Origin of the sequence: Hydrogenophaga sp. (assembly GCF_022844385.1) — a bacterium.
Classification (GTDB): Bacteria; Pseudomonadota; Gammaproteobacteria; order Burkholderiales; family Burkholderiaceae_C; genus Hydrogenophaga.
On sequence record NZ_JALHLX010000218.1, the window covers coordinates 1 to 3453 of the forward strand.

Here is a 3453-nt window from a genome sequence, read left to right on the forward strand (position 1 = left end):
CGCGCGCGCCTTCACGGTGGCCGATTTTGATTTCCACCTCCCCCCCGAGCTGATCGCCCAGCACCCGGCCCCCGAGCGCAGCGCCTCGCGCCTGCTCGACGGCACCGGCCCCGCGCCAGTGGACCGCATCTTTCGAGACCTTCCGACCTTGCTCAACGAAGGCGACCTGCTGGTGTTCAACGACACCCAGGTGGTCAAGGCCCGCCTCTTCGGCCAGAAGGCCAGCGGTGGTCAGCTCGAAATGCTGATCGAGCGCGTGCTGCTGCCGCTTGAAGCCAGCGACGGCACCGCCCACGAGGTGGTGGCCCACCTGCGCGTGAGCAAAAAGCCGCAGATGGGCGGGCGGCTCCACATGGCCGGTGGCCTGGGCCGCGGCGGGTTCGACGCCGTCTTTATCGGCCGCTGGCCCGACGAACAAGGCCAGCTGTTCCGCTTTCGGCTGCACGGCCCGGCGGGCGAAACGCCTTACGAGCTGATGGCGCGCCACGGCCACGTGCCGCTGCCGCCCTACATCACCCACACCGACGAGGCCGACGACGAGCGCCGCTACCAGACCGTGTTCGCGCGCGTGCCGGGTGCGGTGGCCGCGCCCACGGCCGCGCTGCATTTCGACGAGGCCGTGCTGGCCGCGCTGGACGCTCGCGGCGTTCGGCGCGCCAGCGTCACGCTGCACGTGGGCGCGGGCACGTTCGCGCCGATGAAGGCCGGGCGCATCGAAGACCACGTGATGCACCACGAGCGCTACGCGATTCCGCCGACCACCCTGCAAGCGATCGCCGACTGCCGCGCGCGCGGCGGGCGGGTGGTGGCCGTGGGCACCACCACCGTGCGCACGCTGGAGAGCTGGGCGCGTTCGGGCGAGACCGAAGGCGACACCAATATCTTCATCACGCCCGGCTTCGCGTTCCAGGTGGTTGACCTGATGGTGACCAATTTCCACCTGCCCCAGTCCACGCTGATGATGCTGGTCAGCGCCTTCGCCGGCTTCGATCACATCCGCGCGCTCTACGCCCACGCCATCGAACACCGCTACCGCTTCTTCAGCTATGGCGACGCCATGCTGCTCTCAAGGAAAACCCATGCTGCAGTTTGAAGTCCTCAAGACCGACCCCACCAGCCACGCGCGCCGCGCCCGGCTCACGCTCAACCACGGCGTGGTGCAGACCCCCATCTTCATGCCGGTAGGCACCTACGGCACCGTGAAGGGCGTGATGCCGCAAAGCCTGCACGACATGGGCGCGCAGATCATCCTGGGCAACACCTTCCACCTCTGGATGCGCCCGGGTCGCGAGGTGATGAACAGCTTTGGCGGACTGCACGGCTTCGAGCAATGGCACAAGCCCATCCTCACCGACTCGGGCGGATTTCAGGTGTGGAGCCTGGGCGCCATGCGCAAGATCACCGAAGAAGGCGTGACTTTCGCCAGTCCCGTCAACGGCGACAAGCTCTTCATGTCGCCCGAGGTGAGCATGGACATCCAGACCGGGCTGAACAGCGACATCGTGATGCAGCTCGACGAGTGCACGCCGTATGAAACCAACGGCCACCTCACCACCGAAGCGGAAGCACGCAAGAGCATGGAGATGAGCTTGAGGTGGGCCAAGCGCTCGCAAGACGAGTTCAGGCGGCTGGAGAACCCCAACGCCCTGTTCGGCATCGTGCAGGGCGGCATGTTCGAGCACCTGCGCCAGGAGTCCCTGGACGCACTGGTCGACATGAACTTTCCCGGCTACGCCATCGGCGGCGTGAGCGTGGGCGAGCCCAAGGAACAAATGCTGCAGATCATGGCGCACACGCCCCACCGCCTGCCGGCGCACAAGCCGCGTTACCTCATGGGCGTGGGCACGCCCGAAGACCTGGTGCAGGGCGTGGCCGACGGCGTGGACATGTTCGACTGCGTCATGCCCACACGCAACGCGCGCAACGGCACGCTGTTCACCCGCTTCGGTGATTTGAAGATCCGCAACGCGCGCCACAAGACCGACCACCAGCCCCTGGACACCACCTGCACCTGCCACGCCTGCGCGGGCAAGAGCGGCATCAGCTGGGACCAGGGTGGGCGCGACGGCTTCAGCCGTGCCTACCTGCACCACCTGGACCGCTGCGGCGAAATGCTCGGCCCCATGCTGGCCACCATCCACAACCTGCACTACTACCTCAACCTCATGCGCGAGGTGCGCGAGGCGCTGGACGCGGGCACGTTCGGCGGCTTCCAGGCGCAGTTCAAGACGGACCGTGCGCGCGGGGTCTGACTGACGCGCGGGTGCCAGCGGTTCGAGCGAAGCGCGACTAAGCTGCGGCCATGACGCAGCCCCACGTCCCCCGCCACATCCTGCCCATCCTGGTGCTGGCCCAGTTCCTGGGCACCTCGCTGTGGTTCGCGGTCAACGCGGTCATGCCCGACCTTCAGCGCGAACTGGGCTGGCCGACCAGCGCGGTGGGCACGCTCACCTCGTCGCTGCAGTTCGGCTTCATCCTCGGCACGCTGGTGTTTGCCTTGCTGGCCATTGCCGACCGCTTCGCGCCGCGCCGGGTGTTTCTGGTGTGTGCGCTGGCCGGTGCGGCCTGCACGGTGGGCGCATGGTGGATGGTGCGCGACTACACCGCGCTGCTGGCCTGGCGCTTTGCCACCGGTTTCTTCCTCGCGGGCATCTACCCGGTCGGCATGAAGATCGCCGCGCAGTGGTACACGCGCGGCCTGGGTGGCGCGCTCGGTTTGCTCATTGGTGCGCTGGTGCTCGGGTCGGCCAGCGCGCATGCGCTGCGTGCGCTCAGTGGCGCCCTGCCCTGGCCCACGCTCATGCTCGGCGTGGCGGCGCTGGCGGCCGCCGGTGGTCTGCTGCTGTTCTTCGGCACCACCGACCCACCGCACGCGCAAGCCCGCGTGACGGTCTTGCAGTGGCGTGCGCTGGCCACGCTGTGGACCGACGCGCGCGTGCGCAGCTCGGTGCTGGGTTACTTCGGTCACATGTGGGAGCTCTACACCATGTGGGTGATGGTGCCGCTGGTACTCGCCACCCGCCTGCAAGGCGCTGCGCTGTCGTGGGCCGCGTTCTGCGTGCTCGGGGCGGGTGTGATCGGCTGCGCCGGCGGCGGCTGGGTGGCGCAGCGCTGGGGCAGCGCGCGGGTGGCGGGCACGCAGCTGGCCATGAGCGGCCTGTGCTGCCTGGCCGCGATCGTGATGATCGATGCCAGCGACGCCCTGTTCTACGCCTGGCTCGTGCTCTGGGGCATCACCGTCTCGGGTGATTCGCCTCAGTTCTCCACGCTCACCGCGCGCAACGCGCCGCCGCAGGCCGTGGGCAGCGTGCTCACGCTCACCAACAGCATCGGCTTTGCGATCTCGATCGTGAGCATCCTGCTGTTTGTGTCGCTGGCCGAAACAGTGGCACTGGGCGCTCTGCTGCCTTGGCTGGCGATCGGGCCCGCGCTGGGGCTGTGGGCGTTGTGGCC

Annotated in this window: 3 protein-coding genes; all 3 read left to right on the forward strand. The window is 68.3% G+C overall.

Annotation, left to right across the window (positions count from 1 at the left end):
• Positions 1–1093 (forward strand): tRNA preQ1(34) S-adenosylmethionine ribosyltransferase-isomerase QueA (queA, locus tag Q0C59_RS19245; protein ID WP_291218612.1); only part of this gene is annotated, 1093 nt, incomplete at its 5' end.
• On the forward strand, positions 1080–2252 hold the full coding sequence (tgt, locus tag Q0C59_RS19250; RefSeq protein WP_291218614.1) for a tRNA guanosine(34) transglycosylase Tgt: 1173 nt from the start codon (positions 1080–1082) through the stop codon (positions 2250–2252). The genes queA and tgt, both read left to right, overlap by 14 nt.
• 50 nt (positions 2253–2302) lie before the next feature.
• The coding region (locus Q0C59_RS19255; protein WP_291218616.1) for a nitrate/nitrite transporter at positions 2303–3453 on the forward strand (1151 nt) is incomplete at its 3' end.